Consider the following 15942-nt stretch of genomic DNA (forward strand, 5'->3'; position numbering starts at 1 on the left):
TATCTATGTTCACAAATGCAATTTGTACTTGAGGCGATAGAATGGGAAAAAGTAACAAAATCTGTCCCAGGTGCGGGCGAAAAATGAAGCAGCAGTTCATCGGCCTGCAGCACTGCAAATGCGGCATGAGCTGGAAACGGGATATTGGTTTTTTTGAACGGGAGCCGGATATGGTATTTACACTTCAGCATAACCGCCCCGGCCAAAAGCCGAGCCGCCTGATCCGGATTGAGCGGCGGGAAAAGTAAACAGGCGGATATTCTGTGGAGCGGTTCAAACGGAACCGCTCCCTTATATTTGATTGCGAGGAGATCAAACGTATGGAAAGGAAAAAACTGAGGAGGCTGATTATGCCGCTGCTCGCCGCGCTGTTTATCGGCGCGGCGGGCGCAGTACAGGAAAGCGAACAGGTGCTGCTCGACGGCGACAAAGCAAGCTTTGAGCCGGTCAGCACCGAGCTGGTTGAGATAAACGGTGTTCCGACACTCACCAAGACTTTTGAGCTGGCGCCGGACATCGATCCCGCTCTGCTCCGTGAGGAGCCGTTTTCTCAGGACGGTTACTGGTACCGCTATCAGCGTATGGACAAGGCCGACCAGGAGATAACAGACAAAAAGCAGGCCGAGGAAACCGTTACAGCAGACGCGCCCTCCGGTGAGCTTGCGGACGTGATCGGCCAGTTCCCGGCGACACGGCCATACAGCAAAGATGGCTATACTGGCGAACTGCTGCTGGACGTGCAGAGCATTCAGGTGGAGGCGACCGGCTACAGCACGGTCACGGACAGCCATCCGCATACCGTCACCAAAACGTATGAGCTGGCCTACAATGACCGCAGCCTTGTGCCGGAGAAGGTGCAGGCAGACGGGCTGACCCTGCCGCTGACAGGCCTGAGCTGGTCTGAAACGAAAAACGTGGAGGATTCCGATGTTCCCGCGGTCTGGACGGCAACGGCAACTTACAGTAAGACCACCTATACGACCCGCGAAGTGGCGGACGGATACCGCGCTACAGCAGCCTACAGGGGCGAAGTGGGGAAAACCAGCATCGGGAGCGTGGTCTACACCGTGACCTATACGGGAAACAAGATACCGGTCCTGCCGGGGCTTGATCCAGATATCACAGTGCTGCAAATCGCCTTCGCGGCAGGGCTGGCGGTTTTACTCATTCTGGTGCTGATCTGGCGGTATATCCGCTGGCATACCGCCCGTGTCTACGTCTATAATGAAGAACGCCGCATCCATGACGTTGTGAACCGCCAGTATGTGCGGGTACGGACGCCGAAGCTGCGGCTTTCCGCGCTACAGGGGCATGAGGAAACCGAGTACACGGTTATCCTGCGGAAACGGCTCGCCAAACGGCTGGTGGGCAGGGATATCGCCATCGAGACCGGCGGCGAAGGACAGCACCATGTCGTAGAGTCCTTTGTAGGGAGCGACTACGCGTTTCAGGTGAGGATATGACAAAAGCCGCCTTATAGCGGCTTGGATTGATGGAAAGCGAAGGGATGTGATATAATCAGACCGCCAGTTAAGACGGCAGGTTGTTCCTCCGAACGGAGGTGATACCGTGGTTACTTACTCCGATCTGTTTCAGTTCGGGTTGCTGATCGTCGGCGTCATCGGCCTATGCTTTATGTATAGAAAGAAATAACCGCCCAGCGTAAACCGAGCGGCGTTTCCTCAAGCTCTAAACTTGATTAGGAACGACCGCTTGTTAGCGCCAAGCAGCCGTCTTGCTGGTATTTATTATACTGGCTGAAACGATTATTGTCAAGCCGGACTGGCAGTTATGAAGCCTGCAAAGCTGCCGCAGATTGACGGAAAACAGTCAATTGTGGTATAATCAATCGAACGGTTTTACCGTTCACGGGCGTTGCCATACGGAACGGCGGTTAGCCACACCACCCGAAAGGGGGTGAGGCCATGCGTATTACGTTACATATCGGGCCTTTCACGGTCACGATCATCGTAAAAAGCAGAAACCGCCACTCGGCAAAGTGACGGTTTCGGGGTCTATACCCTAAACTAAACTACTTACCGGGCTAACCGCTAATGGCAACGCCCTTTCTGTAATCTATTATAGCACATCCCCCGTCTTTGTCAAGAGAGCCGCTTCGTGCGGTTTATCCCTCAAAGATGGGGATTTTTTTGCAGAAGGAGATGAGTTCGATGAAAACAACGATCAAATACGCTTTCAGAGGCGCACTGGCCTGCGGTCTGCTGGTACTCAGCCTGCCGTTTGTCTCAGCGCTCGAATACCACTATGACGCAGGCCTCTATGACGACCACTTCTACACGCCCACTTCCAGTAACCATGCGCTGGATCTGGACAGCAAGGACGATTCGGGCGGCAGCGCGATCGTCGTCCCGTCGGACAGCATGGGTACGGACGCAGAACAGACCACGCCGCGCGCCGGCTCGCCCGTCATCCCGATCGGGTCGTACATAGACCCGTGGGGCAGCGCGGTGGAAAAACAGATCGCCACGGATGAAAAGCTGAACGGTCTGGAAGGCCTGTCCTTTAACCGGCTGGAGGGCATGAGCGGCGGCTATACCGCCCAGCGCCAGCTTGTTTCCACGAACGGGCATTTCGGTGCGGTATCCATTGGCAGCCGCGGCATTTTCGCCTATGTCTACCCTGGCGCTACCTATGAGAGTATGAAAAAGGGCGCCGGCCATGTGGACGGGACGAGCGTCTGGAACGGCAACGTCGCACTGTGCGGCCATAACCGCGGTTCGTGGCCGTATTTCGGTAACCTGAAATATGTGCAGGTTGGGGATATCATTACCTACAAGACCTCGCTCGGCGCCCGCACCTACCGCGTCACCTTTGCCGGTCGCATCCTTGCTACAGATACGGATGTGCTGAACCCTACGGCAGGCAACCAGATCACCATGCTCACCTGTATCGCGAACGAACCGGCTTACCGGCTCTGCGCGATTGGACAGGAAATTCAATAGGAGGCGTGATACAATGAAATTCCGCGGCATGATCGCCGCCTGCATGGCGGGGGCTCTGCTTCTGCCTACAGGCTGCGCGGACGATACACCGAAAATGGAGGTACCCGATACGGACACGGCGGTATTTACACAGATGGAACAGATAGGTTTGGAGGGATGGGATGATGCAGAGAATGAGACGGTACAGGATGTGCCGCTGGTGCGGCGTGATGTGGAACTCGCGTCAGGAGGTACGGCCGCCCTGTATGCACTTGATACGGGCGAGGAGCCGTCTGCCGGAACGGATGAACTCACATCGGTCAGCGCGGAGCTGGTGCTGAACAGCGCTGCTATCCAGCTGGGCGAATACGGCACAGTGCGCGAACTGGCCGAGAGTGAGTTGTATCACTGGGCGGACGCAAGTGAATTCGACCGCATCCAGTACACCCAGCCGCTGCAGATCAGCGAAAAACGCTTCGCCGTGCATTTGCTGCTGGACAATGCTGCGGTCGGGATGGAGCAGCTGGTGGTCTACACCGACCTGGGCGGCGTCGCCCGGGTGGACCGCCTGTGGCGCGCTATACCGGATGTGCAGACAGAGGAAAGCTCGCCCGCATTTGACAGGACCGCCGCTTATCTCATTTCAGACCAGACCTTATAATATTATTGGCATGAGCCGGTATGACGTTCTGTTCATACCGGCCCTTTTTGCAGGGAAAGGAGAGCGAAAAACATGACCACAAAGAAACTGCGCATCCCGATTTTACTGCTGGCGTTGTGGCTGATAGCGGCGACCATTATCCCACAGTCCTATGCCGCGGGCGGTATGCACCGCGTTGAAGTAAAAAGCGGTACTGGTTATACATCCAGCGCGGTCGGCGTCAACGTGTGGGAGACCAGCGTGGTGAGAGACGTCACCTTTACTCCACTGGACGGGTACCGGCTTGCAGTAGTCACCGCCTATTACGACGGGAAGACCGTAAACACCACGGTTCAGGACAAGCCCGCACAGCTTATAGTGGGCGGCATGGTGCTGCCGCTCCGCCATAGCGGACGGGAGATAACCGTCACGGTGCCGGGCAACTGTACAGGAGATCTTGTTTTATCAGCATCCGTGGAAGCGGTCTCCTGCCACACGGATGTAAGCGCAGACAGCGGCATCGAGGTCAGCGGCGGGGGGACATACGGCATCGACAAGACGGTTACGATCACCGCCGCGCCATCTGGAGAAGCCGAGATCACCCGAGTACAGGTGACACGCACGGATGCGGGACAGGCGAACACGGCCGATCTGGCCGATGGTGCTGTCCAGATCGGGGATAAAACCTATCCGTTTTCCGTGACGGACGGCAAGGTTACGATGACGCTGACCGCAGAAGAAAGCCTTGGCATCCACTTTTTCAGCAACGGTAAGCCGGGCGAACAGCCGCTCACCGTCCGCGTCCGCGGCGATAAGGGCGTGGACGTGGACAGAAGCCGTGTCAAGGTGCGGCGCGGGAACGATGCAAACATTATTGCAGACGCCGGACGCGGCTATGAGATCACCGAGATACGGCTGGACGATGGAGTGCAGTCCGCTGCGGGATATGTATCTGAGGGCCGTATCTGGCTGGGCGGCAAGGTGTACCGCATAGACAGGGACGGCGGCCGCGTGACGCTGTGCCTTACCGATGTGCAAACCGATATGGAGGCGTACTTTATCTCCGAGCTGGACGAAGAGCACATCCCTATTACCACCTCGGAAGGCACGGGCGTGGACATTGACAGGGATTGCGGCAGCACGGTTCCCAAGGGTACGGATGTGCGCTTTACCATTTCGGCCAAGACAAACTACCGCCTCAGCCGTATCACGCTTTCCGTGGACGGCACCAGCCGTACGGTGGATGCGGACGAGGACGAGATTAGTGTGGATGGAATAGACTACCAACTGCAGCAGAGCGGCGAGGATGTTATTCTGTGTGTGGATGATGTTTATGCACCGGTCAAGGTCTCTGCTACTGCCTCTAAGCTGACCACTTACTACGATCATTCGATCACTATCGGCAAGACACAGAATTGTACCGTATCGGCCTCCCGCACGGGTGTGAACGACGGCGGCTCGGCGACGTATACGGTTTCGCCGGACAAAGGTTATACGCTGGATACCGTCACGCTGCGCGTGGGCAGCCGGCAGGAGACCGCCCATGTTGATGAGGACAGCAGTATTAGAGTTGGGGGCAAGTCATACCCTATGTCTCTGTCCAATCAGGGCGTCCTCAAGATAACAGTAAGCAATATCCGTGACGATGTGCAGTTCAGTGCCTGTGCGGTACGCAAAAACAACGGCACATTGTTTCTGCGTAATGGCGTCACCGCGCCGTATTTTGAAGGTATGGGAAACTGCCGGTTCTGTCCGGAGGGCACCCTGACCCGCGCGGAAGCGGCCGTGATGCTTGCACGGCTGACCAACTACTCCAGCCTGACGGTCTATCCGGCCTGTGGCGCGGTGGATGTACCGGTAAGCGGCTGGTACGCCCACGAAGTGGATGCATTCTATGATGCAGGGATAGAGACCGCGCCGTATTTCCGGCCGGACGCGCCCATTTCCCGTGCGGAGCTGGCCGTGTGGCTGTACCGCCTGAGCGGGTCCCCGCAGGTGGCGGCCGGCACGATGGCGTTCCCAGACGTCCCCAGCTATGGGGAGACACATGACGCGGTGGCATACGGCCAGATGCACGGCTGGATCAACGGTTATAAAGACGGGATGTTCAGACCGGACGCGTCCATCACCCGTGCGGAAGCGGCCAAGCTCATTAACCGTGTGACCAGCCGGCCGCTGCGTGTGCAGTCTATCCAGACCAGGTTTGCGGATGTGCCTGCCTCGCACTGGGCGTTTTGGGATATCATCAGTGCGGCAAACCAGGTCTGATGGAAAAGGGCAGCAAAAAGGGAGACCGTGGCCTCCCTTACTGCTTCAAGCATGCATCTATCACATGCTGCGCCCGCTCCAGGATCTCGCGCCGCCATTCCGCCTGCGCGGGATTTTCGTTGACATAGGCGCTGTTGTATGCGTGCTGCGCGGCCTGCTTCAGGTCGCGGCTGCGCTCCCCTGCTTCCAGCCGGCGTTCAACGGCCTCCAGCTCGGTAAGCGCGCTTGCCAGGTTACCATCGGTCCATGCCATTTTCATCACACCTCTTACCTTGTATTGTTTTGCCTATTATAACAGGGCTGTACAGGCCAGTCAACCAAAGGGACAAATTTATTGTGACAGGAGGAATTTCCCATTGAACCAAAATGAACTGCAAAAGGCGCGTCCCGCCCTCGGATGGATGGAACGCGCCTTCTTATTTTACCGTATCGCGCTGGTGCTGCTGGTCATCGCCGCGGTCCTGATCCCGCAGGCTTTTGCTGTGGAGGACATGTGGACGGCGGCGGACCGCATCATCAAGGACGTGTATTCCAAGATCGCCGCCATTTCAACCGTACTCGCCGGCCTGATGAGCGCGGTGGCGGTCATCGGCGCCAAAATGAGCGGCACGCAGCAAAAGGCTGACAGCGCGTGGGAGTGGCTCAAAAGAGTCTGGCTCGCCTGGGTCATCATCAACGGCATCGGCGCGTTCATCGCCTACGTCCGCCCGCTTTTTGACGGGCTGGCGACGCTGGAATGACCGTTATCGCAGCAGCTTCGGATAATCCGTCCGGCCGTCTACGATACGGTATACATAGACCGTTTGGCCGATTACTTTGTAGATGCAGACATAATTGCCGCAGATCAGCTTTCGATACTGATGCTGCGCTAAAAAAGCATCCGGATGCAGAGCACCCATGTATGGCTGCTCTGCAAGAAGTGAGATGGTATCAAGCAGTCTGTCCGTGATCTCTTCTGCGGATCTCGACCCAACCAGCATCAAATGCAGATCCGAGATACGGTCAATATCCTCCCCTGCAGGGGTAAGGATCACTAGCTGTGTGCGTCAGGCATTGTGATACTTCTCTTTCAGCATTTTGCGGATTTCATCAACAGAATAGGTAGGTTCGCCGTTGAGTCTGGAGAATTCCGCTTCAAGGATCGCCGCACGGTGCTTCAGGACCTGTTCACGGTTTTCCAATGCATCTACGCTCATCAGGACGATATCGCCTTCCCCGTTTTTGGTGATATAGATCGGCTCCTGGTTTTCGTGCGCGAGAGTAGAGATCGTATTATAGCCATTTCGAAGGACGGTAGAGGACTTGATCTTCATTGCAGCTGCCTCCATAAATTATGGCATTATTATAGGATAATTCTGCTATATTCGCAAGAGCAAAAGTAATATGCAAAATACAGCCCAACCTCTGTTGGACGCTTGAAAAACGGCTTGATCCTTGGTAAAATGATGTTGTTTTGAGGAGGATATCTCTAATGGAACGTGATAAGATGCAACTTTTCGATAACAAGGAGATCCGAACGGTATGGGACGAGGAAAAAGAGGAATGGTACTTTTCTGTCGTTGATGTTGTTGCGATTCTGACGGACAGCGTAAATCCTACTGATTATTTAAAAAAGATGCGTAAGCGAGATGCGCAGCTGGGTACGTACCTGGGGACAGATTGTCCCCAGATAGCCATGCGAACCGCGACAGGAAAGCTCCGCAAAACGCTTGCTGCAAACACCGAACAATTGCTGCGCATCATCCAATCGATCCCCTCTCCCAAAGCAGAGCCGTTCAAACTGTGGCTTGCAGAAGTCGGACGGGAGCGGATCGAAGAAACCATAGATCCGGAACTCATCATAGACCGTGCGCTTGAGACCTACCTGAAAAAGGGGTATTCCAGAGAATGGATCAACCAACGGCTGCAGGCGATCCAGGTCCGCAAAGAGCTTACAGACGAATGGCAGGATCGCGGTGTGCAAAAGGGTGTTGAGTATGCAATACTTACAGACGAGATCACCCGTGCATGGTCTGGTATGACGACGCGGCAGTATAAAAAGCTGAAGGGTCTGAAAAAGGAAAATCTGCGGGATAATATGACGACAACGGAAATTATCCTGAATATGCTTGCAGAAACCTCAACAAAGGATATTTCCAAAGAGGCCAAGCCGGAAACTTTTGCAGAAAATGTAGAGGTTGCCCGCCGTGGCGGTAACGTAGCCGGAATAGCCAAAAAAGCTCTTGAGGCGGAAACCGGAAGGCCTGTTATCTCTTCACAAAATGCAGCACAGCTTAATACCGTGGTTACAGGGATGATCGAAGAAGTTGCAGGGACAGGAAAGAAAAAACATGAGGATAACAACTGAATAAGATAAAGACGCTTCTGTTACTGAAGCGTCTTTTCTGTTAGCGGCGCCGTATCACATTTTCCCTGATGCGGCGCCGTTTTTTTGTTTTACTGGAAGGGAGGAAACCTGAAATTCTCGAAAAGTTAGTAAAAGCCCTGTTTGAATGGCTGGCGTCGCTGTGGTATGAGATGGTGGAATACCTGCTGGACCAGCTCATGGAGCTGTTTAATGTGGATCTTTCCTACTTCGCAGAACGCGTGCCGGTCATAGACGACATTGCAAACATCTTTGTTGCGGTGGGCTGGGCGCTGCTTATCGGCAACCTGGCGTATCAGGCGATGCGTTCCATGGCCTCGGGCGTCGGCATCGAGGCGGAGGAGCCGGGACGGCTGTTCCTGCGCAGCGCGATGTTTTCCTTTTTGCTGCTCGTCAGCCGGCAGATCTGTGCGATTGGCTTTGGCCTGTCCGCCACGGTCATGGAGATGCTGCAGGCGCCGGACGCCGTCACCTTTGACCCGTTCGGGGAGGAAACCTTTGATACGCTCCCCAACGCGGGCTGGCTCATCGTCATCGTGGTAAACATCGTCATCCAGTGGCAGCTTATCCGGCTGTTCTTCGAGGTCGCGGAGCGGTACGTTATCCTCTGTGTCCTGACGTACTGCGCGCCGCTGGCCTTTGCGATGGGCGGGTCGAAAAGCACGGGCGATATCTTCCGCGGCTGGCTGCGGATGTTCGCCAGCATGTGCGTACTCATGGTGTTCAACCTGATGTTCGTCAAGCTGGTGCTGTCCGCGCTCTCCACAGACCCGAACGGCGCGGCGATCATCCCGTGGGCGATGCTCGTAGTCGGCATCGTTCGTATGGCGAAGAAGATGGACGGCATTATCCTGCGCATCGGTCTGAACCCTGCGCTTACCGGGGACCCGCTGGGTGCGCGCTTCCCCGGCGCGCTCACCGCCATGACCCTGCGCAGCATCGCGTCCGTCGTGACCCATACAGCGGCGAAACACACACCGTCCGCCGGATACAGCAATACCTTCGGCTCTCCGCCGCGGGAAGGCCCGCTCTGGGGCGGTATGGGGAAGAACGGTACAGGGGGGCCGGTTTCCAGCGGCAGGCTGTCAGACAGCCGAAAGGAAAGCATCCGCAGCCGGACGGCGGCAGAAGGGACGGCTGTGACCCGCGGTGCGGGCTCGGGTATGCGGGCCGCGCAGGAATTGGAGGCCTTCCGCCGCCGGTACGGTGCGGACAATACGGAGAAGATGCGGCAGGTGCGCAGGACGGTCTCCATCGACGCGGATGACTTTGATGATGAAAGCCATATTAGCAGCCATGTGGAGAAAAACAGCAGCGCCGCCGAAACCATCTCCGAAGCGGGCGGCAGGGTGACGCCGCCGGCACCGCCGAAGCGTCCGCTTTCGGAGAACTTCGGCCGGATGGACCCGCCGCGAACAGACGGCAAGCTGCCGCCGGTCATGCCGCAGCGCACAGCGGATGGACAGGCCAGCCATATGGTCTCCCCTGTTACACCGCAGCCGCCGGAACAGGCGTTTCATGCTCTCTCCGGCAGAGAGACTGCGCAGGGACACGGTGATTCGGCGCCGGAGTATGGAGGCAGGAAAACAGAACCTGCCCAGCAGGCAGGAAAAATCAGCCCAGTGATGCCGCCCCTGCCGCAGCAGGCAAAGCAGGGCACAGATGCTCACGCGGCGCAGCCTGCGTCACGGTCAACGGCCGCGCGCGTTATGCCGGCGAATCCGCCCGCCCCTTCCGGCAGGATGCCCCCAGCGGGAAAGGGGGCGGTTCCTTCACAAGTTGTTGCACCTGCAGACAATGTACCACGGGAAAACCGCGTACATGGAGCCGCATCCGTTACGGCAGCGTCGGCACGGGCAACCAGTGTGCCGCCGCCCATAACGGCCGCAGGCACGGTACAGGAGCAGTCGGCGGTGCATCCCGCTGCCCGCGAGATGCCGATTTCCCCGCCCATAGCGGCCGGAGGGGCGCCACAGGAACAGCAAACGGCGGCGCCGGTTGCCAGCGCTGCCGCTGCCGCAGGCAGCATAGCGTCCAGACACGCAGATAAAGCCCGCATTTCACCGGCCAGGGAAGCGCCGCTGCGGGAAGCACGACCGGCAACGGGGAACGTTGTCTCTCCAGCAAGGCGTCAGGAGGCTCCTGCGGCACAACAGGGGGCTCCGTCTCCTGCCCGGGTGACGCCGTCTGCACCGCACAAGACATCTGCACAGGCGGCGGCACAGGTCACGCCCGCACAGGTGGCAGCTGTGACACCGGCCGCACCGCCGCAGGCATACGCGCAGCCAGCCGCAAAGCTGCAGCCGGACGTTGCACCCGCAGATCGCTGCCCTACAGTTACCCCAGCGATACGGGAAAGAAAACCAGATCGTCCGGATACGGCATCCCATCCGGACGTCACCCCGGGCGTCCGCACGCCGGATATGGTAACGCCGCCGCCTGCCGTCCAGCCCCGTACCCTGCGCCGCAGCGCACAGCCGCTGAAAAATAAAGCGGCGCCGGAAACACCAAAGGGAGGAGGACCTCACAATAGAAAACGCAGGAGAAAGAAATAATCACAGCCACACCGCCGCCGCAGTACGGATCGCGCAGGCGGCATGGGCGGGAGGCGTCCACGGCGCGGCGGCGGCCGCCGCCGCGCCTGTACTGCGCAAAGCAGTGCCGGCCCTGCTCCTCATCGGCCTTTGCCTGCCCCTGCTGCTGCTCGCCGCCGTGCCGTGCAGCCTGTTCGGCGCGCCCAGCGCCTCCTCGGCAGACATCCAGGAGATGACCGCCCATGCGGAGGAGCTCACCGCCGCATGGAAGCGGCAGCGCACGCTGGAGCAGCAGGCGGTAGACCTGTTCGTATCGCTCCTGCCGGAGGACCTGGGCTTTATCCGCATCGAGAAGCGGCTCGGCAACACGAACGATTACTGGATGATCGCCATTACCTCGGTACACAGCGAGCAGGATGTGATGACGATAGACGAAGCGAAGATCGTCCGGACTATGCAGGCCAAGCTCCAATATGACCTCGAAGCGGAGTATGACGCGGAGGGGGATTTTATCGGCTATGTGCTGGTGATCTCGGACAAGACGCCAACCGAACTCATGGACGAGCTGGGCATGGACGGGCAGCAGCGCATGTGGGCGGAGGTCATTTACAATACCATCTGCGACGCGGAATACAGTGCGCCGGGCGGGTCTGTGGACAACACAGCGGATATGGATTTCTCCGATGTGGTGTTCACCGGCAGGGGTAATTCCAGGGACGTCGTGTATTTCAGCCAGTACGACCCCCGCTGGGGTGGGCTGATGTACGGCCAGACCAATACGATCGCGGGGGCGGGCTGCGGGCCAACGTCGCTTGCCATCTGCGTATCCACGCTAACGGATACCACCGTCACGCCGCCGGAGGTCTGTGACTGGTCCGTAAAAACGGGCCACCGCTGCGAAGGCAGCGGGAGCTACCACAGCCTGATCCCAGACGGGGCGGCGCATTACAATGTCCCATGCCGCGGTATCGGCCGGAGCGGGACCGAGCTGGTAAAGGCCCTGCAGGAAGGCAAGCTCGTGATCGCGATCATGTCCGCCGGGCATTTCACCCGCGGGGGACATTTCATCGTGCTGCGGGGCGTCACGGACAGCGGCAAGATCCTGGTAGCGGACTGCGCCAGCTATGAGCGCAGCCAAAAGGAATGGGACCTTGGCGTGTTCCTCGCGGAATGCAACAAGGGCGCCGCGGCCGGCGGGCCTTTTTGGGTATTGGGATGAGAGGAGGAGATAGAATCATGAACCCATATTCAGACGGACATGTGCTGCGCATAAGGCTTTTTCGTATCAGACACGGCATAACGCTTCGTGAATTATCTGCACAGTCCGGCATTACAGTACAGCGGATCAACTGTATCGAGCGGATGGAATTTTCCCTCACGCTAAGGAGCAGAGAGCGGATATTATGCGCTCTGGAAGCTATATTGCACAGCCGTATTCAAAATACCGCCATTGCATTGCGGGACTTCCAATGTGAGCGCGAGAGATTATTTGATGCTGTAATGGAAAAAGCGGAAGGTGGTCAGGATGCAGCCAAATGAAGACATTTACTATATCCCCGTGAATTTTACGGACGCGGGCCGTGTGCTCGGCCTGTTCGAGTTGCGCAACTGCATCGAGGCGGCGGTGCTCGCCGCCCCCACGGTGGGGCTGTGTACGCTGGTGGCGCAGCATACCCCATTCTCCCTCACCGTGAAGCTCATCCTCTCGCTCTGCCTGCTGGTGCCGGTCTGCGGCTTTGCACTGGCAGGCATTCGGGACGAGCCGCTGTCGCGGTTCCTTATCACCTATCTCCGCTGGCGGAAAAACCGCCGCATTGCACTGAACAAAGGAGTGATTAAACATGAACGTAAAAGAACTCATCTTCGGCGCGCAGGCCGGCGCGGCGCAAAGCCTCACGCCCGCAGATAAGGACCTGCAGGGCAGCCTGCCCATCGCGGATATAGACCGCGGCGTGATCCGCACGAGGGATGGCCGGCTGGCAGGGCTGTTCGAGGTACTGCCCATGAACTTCTTCCTGCAGAACACAGCGGAGCGGGAGCGCATCATCAGCTGCTTTGCCGCCTGGCTGCGCATCGCGCCCCGCAGGATACAGCTCCTGTGCCTGTCCCAGCCGGTGGATGTGGAGCACTACACCAGACGGATGCAGGAATTTTGGGAACGGGAAACAGATCCCTTGTGCCGGCAGTGCATCGAGGATAATATCCGGCAGGTGCGCAGCATGGTGCAGGACGGGGCCTTTACCACACGCTTCTTCATCGCGTACCAGTATGAAGCGGACATGGGGCCAGGCCCATACACGGAGCTGTACCGCGTTGCGGCCACAGCAAAGGGGTATCTCGCCCGCTGCGGGCTCACGGTGGTGGAGCCGCAGTATATAGACAACCAGATGGTGGAGACGGTCTTCGGGATGTTGTGCAAGGGGACCAGCCGGAACATCCGCCTGCCGGTAGGCTTCCGCTTTATGCTGGAGGACTGCTTCGCGTCTGCTGCGGCAGAGGAAAAAGCGGAAGCGGACGCGGCTGAAGTTGCTGCGGCAGAGGGAGCCGCTGCGAGGCAGGAAAACGAAGATGTGGAGACAACAGACGAAGAAACGACTGCCCAACCAAAATGTGGCCGGAAAAAACGCGGTGCAAAGACCGAAAAATACAAGCCCACCGGCGTGATGGACCTGATCTGCCCCGCCTCGGCGGACTTCACCGCGCGGGACTGCATCGAACTGGACGGCGTGTACCACGCCTATCTGTACATCGCGGGCTACGGCTACCGCAGCCTGGTGCGCGGCGGCTGGCTGGCGGCGCTCGTGGGGCTGGGGGACGGGATCTCGCTCTCCGTCACCCTGCACCGGCAGCCGCGGGAAAAGATATTGCCCAAGGTGGCGAACTCCACCATGTGGAGCCGCAGCCGGATGCGGGACGTGGACGATACCCGCGCGGACTATGAGCAGATGGACAGCGCCATCTATGCCGGGCAGTACATCAAGTCCCAGATGAACCGGGCGAACGAGGACTACTACGATATGTACACCCTGATCGAGGTCACGGCGGACACACCCGAACGGCTGGAGGTGCGGCTCTCCGAGGTGGAGCGTTTCTGTTCCTCGCAGGACATCATCTGCAAGCGCTGTGACTACGAGGAGGAGCAGGCGTTCCATTCCTTCCTGCCGGTGGTGTCTGTTGCGCCGGAGATCGCACGCAAGGCGCGGCGCAACGCGCTGCTGTCCGGCGTGGCGGGCGCGTTCCCGTTCTACTCCATGGAGCTCTGCGAGCAGAACGGCATCCTCATCGGCCGGGACCGGCGCAGCCGTTCGGTCTGTATGCTCGATATCTTTGACAGCGACCGCTACAGCAACGCCAACGTGGTCGGGCTGGGCATGTCCGGCGCGGGCAAGACCTTCCTTCTGCAGCTTATCGCCATGCGGTACCGCCAGCAGGGCAGGCAGGTCTTCCTCATCGCCCCGTACAAGGGACACGAATACCGCGCCGCGTGCGAGGCGATCGGCGGGCTGTACATCAGGCTCGCGCCCTCCTCCACGGACTGCATCAACTTCATGGAGATCCGGCGCACTTCGCTGGATGTGAACGCGGAGCTGGAGCGGACGGAGACACGCGGGGATTCGCTGCTCGCGGACAAGATCAGCCGGCTGCACATCTACTTCTCCCTGCTGCGCCGCAGCCTCACCGAGGAGGACATGAGCAGGTTGGATGTGGCCCTTACCCGCTTATATGGGCGGTTCGGCGTCACGCGGGACAACGACAGCCTGCTGGACGAAGACGGGCAGCCCAGACGGCAGCCCACGCCAAGGGACTTTTATGACCTGCTCATGGAGCAGGAGGAAACAAAACCGCTGGCGTTTGTATTGAGCCGGTTCGTAAACGGCTCTGCGGCGGGGCTTGGCGGGGAGACCAACATCAACATGGGCAACAAATACATCGTGCTGGATATCTCGGACATTGGCAAAGACCTGCTCGCTTTCGGCACTCTGCTGGCGGCGGATATCTGTCTGGACTACTGCAGGCGCTCGCGCAGCGAGCAGAAGATCATTATTTTGGACGAGATCTGGTCGCTCATCGGCGCGGGCTCCAACCCCGAGGCGGCTGGGTTCGTCCTTGAGCTGTTCAAGACCGTCCGCGGGTACGGTGCGGCGGCCATCGGCGCGTCGCAGGACCTGGAGGACTTCTTTGCGCTGGAGAACGGCAAGTACGGCAAGGCGCTGCTCAACAATGCGCGCATCAAGTTCGCCCTGATGACCGAGCCGGAGGAGGCGGCGCTCATCCAGCAGCATTACCACCTGACGGATGAAGAGATGCAGATGCACGCGGAGTTTACGCGCGGGCAGGCGCTGCTCTGCGCGGGCCGCAACCGGCTGGGCGTGGATATCATCGCGTCTGAACGGGAGCTGGAACTCATCACCACCGACCCGCGGGACATCGAGCGCATACAGGAGCGGCAGGAACTGGAACGGCTCCGGCAGCAGCGCACGGCGTGGGGACACGGCAGGACAGATATGGATACCGAAGAGGAGGATACCGGATATGACGAATGAACATACCCCCAGTTTCTATTTGCAGGAGGCATACCACCTTGCGCGGGAGCTGGAACAGCTCCCGCCGGACGCGCCGGAACGCAGCCGGACGGCGGATGAAGCCCTGTGCGCGGCAGAGACCGCGGTGCTCACCGCCCGCCGCACGTTCGGCGGGCTGCTGGAGAAGGGCAGGCAGGGAAAAGCGCTGCGGCTTGCGCCGCGCGCTCCCGCCCTCACGGGGACGGTTTCCGTGACACGGGAGGGCTGGACGGTAATCCGGCTGGACACGCTGCTGCAGAACGCGCGGCGGCGGACGACGGGATACATCGAGAACAGCCTTCTGGAGCTGCTCCGCCAGTGGCGCGGGCGCGGCGGGGTGCTGCCGTGGTACCGGCACGCGTTCGTGGCCATTACAGAACACACGGACCGGAAGGGCGGAAACGCTTACGATCCGGACAACCGCGAATGGAAGGCCGTGACCAACGCCCTCAAGGGCGTGCTGTTCGAGGACGACGACCAGTTCACCGTGAGCCTGATATTGGACGCCGTACCGGACGGCAAGGGCTGTACGGAGATCATGGTGCTGACCTATCACGAGGCTGCGGCCTATCTTTCCGGCCGGAATTTCGGGAAAGACACGGCTGCAAACCGCTCCAAGCCCTGAAAAACG

General features: G+C 58.9%; 16 protein-coding genes. 13 read left to right on the plus strand and 3 right to left on the minus strand.

Going from position 1 to position 15942, the window contains the following annotated elements; genetic code table 11:
* Nucleotides 1–83: 83 nt before the first annotated feature.
* The 5 genes from RX717_RS00930 (at nt 84) to RX717_RS00950 (ending at nt 5850) form a co-directional block, all read left to right on the plus strand.
* The gene (locus RX717_RS00930; RefSeq protein WP_243182482.1) at nt 84–248 is read left to right on the plus strand and encodes a hypothetical protein; all 165 of its coding nucleotides are present in this window, start codon (nt 84–86) and stop codon (nt 246–248) included.
* 72 nt (nt 249–320) lie between these two features.
* A complete protein-coding gene (locus RX717_RS00935) occupies nt 321–1463 on the plus strand; it encodes a hypothetical protein (protein WP_147574634.1) in 1143 nt (380 codons plus the stop codon).
* A 708-nt stretch (nt 1464–2171) separates the two neighbouring features.
* Entirely contained in the window at nt 2172–2963 is a 792-nt protein-coding gene (locus RX717_RS00940; protein WP_186950247.1) for a class D sortase, read from the plus strand.
* A 13-nt stretch (nt 2964–2976) separates the two neighbouring features.
* A complete protein-coding gene (locus RX717_RS00945; protein WP_054328453.1) occupies nt 2977–3603 on the plus strand; it encodes a hypothetical protein in 627 nt (208 codons plus the stop codon).
* Nucleotides 3604–3675: 72 nt separating this feature from the next.
* Nucleotides 3676–5850: an S-layer homology domain-containing protein gene (locus tag RX717_RS00950; RefSeq protein WP_316960497.1), complete on the plus strand. Its 2175-nt coding sequence runs from the start codon at nt 3676–3678 to the stop codon at nt 5848–5850.
* Nucleotides 5851–5887: 37 nt separating this feature from the next.
* Here RX717_RS00950 and RX717_RS00955 read toward each other — a convergent pair whose 3' ends face one another.
* A complete protein-coding gene (locus tag RX717_RS00955) occupies nt 5888–6103 on the minus strand; it encodes a hypothetical protein (protein ID WP_316960498.1) in 216 nt (71 codons plus the stop codon).
* Nucleotides 6104–6206: 103 nt separating this feature from the next.
* On the opposite strand from RX717_RS00955, the gene RX717_RS00960 reads away from it, so the two are divergent.
* Nucleotides 6207–6590, plus strand: coding sequence for a hypothetical protein (locus RX717_RS00960; protein ID WP_054328450.1), 384 nt, complete (start codon nt 6207–6209; stop codon nt 6588–6590).
* A gap of 3 nt (nt 6591–6593) precedes the next feature.
* On the opposite strand, the gene RX717_RS00965 is transcribed toward RX717_RS00960, so the two are convergent.
* Nucleotides 6594–6884, minus strand: coding sequence for a type II toxin-antitoxin system RelE/ParE family toxin (locus tag RX717_RS00965; RefSeq protein WP_262564384.1), 291 nt, complete (start codon nt 6882–6884; stop codon nt 6594–6596).
* A 12-nt stretch (nt 6885–6896) separates the two neighbouring features.
* A complete protein-coding gene (locus RX717_RS00970; protein ID WP_054328461.1) occupies nt 6897–7163 on the minus strand; it encodes a type II toxin-antitoxin system Phd/YefM family antitoxin in 267 nt (88 codons plus the stop codon).
* A 158-nt stretch (nt 7164–7321) separates the two neighbouring features.
* Between RX717_RS00970 and RX717_RS00975 the strand changes: the two genes are divergently transcribed.
* The 7 genes from RX717_RS00975 to RX717_RS01005 all read left to right on the plus strand — a co-directional run bounded on the left by RX717_RS00975 (nt 7322) and on the right by RX717_RS01005 (nt 15936).
* Nucleotides 7322–8197, plus strand: coding sequence for a BRO family protein (locus tag RX717_RS00975; protein ID WP_054328462.1), 876 nt, complete (start codon nt 7322–7324; stop codon nt 8195–8197).
* A gap of 170 nt (nt 8198–8367) precedes the next feature.
* Nucleotides 8368–10770 (plus strand): hypothetical protein, encoded by a 2403-nt coding sequence (locus RX717_RS00980; protein WP_054328463.1) that lies wholly within the window; start codon nt 8368–8370, stop codon nt 10768–10770.
* A gap of 103 nt (nt 10771–10873) precedes the next feature.
* Nucleotides 10874–11968, plus strand: a complete 1095-nt coding sequence (locus RX717_RS00985; RefSeq protein ID WP_316960499.1) for a C39 family peptidase — start codon at nt 10874–10876, stop codon at nt 11966–11968.
* A 17-nt stretch (nt 11969–11985) separates the two neighbouring features.
* Complete coding sequence (locus RX717_RS00990) at nt 11986–12288, plus strand: helix-turn-helix domain-containing protein (RefSeq protein WP_186950518.1); 303 nt, start codon at nt 11986–11988, stop codon at nt 12286–12288.
* The gene (locus RX717_RS00995; RefSeq protein WP_054328465.1) at nt 12275–12658 is read left to right on the plus strand and encodes a hypothetical protein; all 384 of its coding nucleotides are present in this window, start codon (nt 12275–12277) and stop codon (nt 12656–12658) included. The genes RX717_RS00990 and RX717_RS00995 overlap by 14 nt, the downstream gene beginning before the upstream one ends.
* A complete protein-coding gene (locus tag RX717_RS01000; RefSeq protein ID WP_054328466.1) occupies nt 12591–15293 on the plus strand; it encodes a VirB4 family type IV secretion system protein in 2703 nt (900 codons plus the stop codon). Before RX717_RS00995 ends, RX717_RS01000 begins: the two co-directional genes overlap by 68 nt.
* Nucleotides 15283–15936 carry a hypothetical protein gene (locus RX717_RS01005; protein WP_316960500.1) on the plus strand — a complete coding sequence of 218 codons (654 nt, stop codon included), beginning with the start codon at nt 15283–15285 and terminating at the stop codon, nt 15934–15936. Before RX717_RS01000 ends, RX717_RS01005 begins: the two co-directional genes overlap by 11 nt.
* Nucleotides 15937–15942 lie beyond the last annotated feature (6 nt).

Origin of the sequence: Intestinibacillus sp. NTUH-41-i26 (assembly GCF_032769475.1) — a bacterium.
Taxonomy (GTDB): Bacteria; Bacillota; Clostridia; order Oscillospirales; family Butyricicoccaceae; genus Agathobaculum; species Agathobaculum ammoniilyticum.